1 pseudogene is annotated in these 463 nt (G+C 40.4%); it reads left to right on the plus strand.

Features of this window, described 5'->3' with window-relative positions:
• A pseudogene (locus HMPREF9200_RS08730) lies at positions 1-463 on the plus strand (hypothetical protein); the annotation flags it as partial.

Consider the following 463-nt stretch of genomic DNA (forward strand, 5'->3'; position numbering starts at 1 on the left):
TCGACATGTGCGTAGAATCGTAGCGGAGATAGGAACGCCTGAGGAATTGAGCAATCTGATTCAGTCTGTAGTACCTAAAGAACATGTACAAGTGATGCCAAGTACGAATGAAGTGATTTATTATGGAACGGTTCATGAAATTTTAGAAGTAGAAAAATTACTACGATCTTGGCATGCTATGCCAAAACAAGTACAGTTAGATGTGGCGGTATTAGCAATGGAAAAAGGCTATGCTAAAGAACTAGGTATACAATGGTCATTTCCTGGATTACAAAGTTCAGGGCTTTCCATGCATGGAAAATCTGAATCAGGTATGGAAGGAAATGTTCATATCGGTCATATTCCTAAGGGCACATCGTATTCGTTTTTAGCGCACCCTGAAGTATCTGCTAAAGAAGGAAGTAGTCGTATGGCATTGATTGCAAGACCTAGCATTGTAGCTCTTAATGGAGAGGAAGCAAGC

This window comes from Veillonella sp. oral taxon 780 str. F0422, from assembly GCF_000221605.1.
GTDB lineage: Bacteria > Bacillota > Negativicutes > Veillonellales > Veillonellaceae > F0422.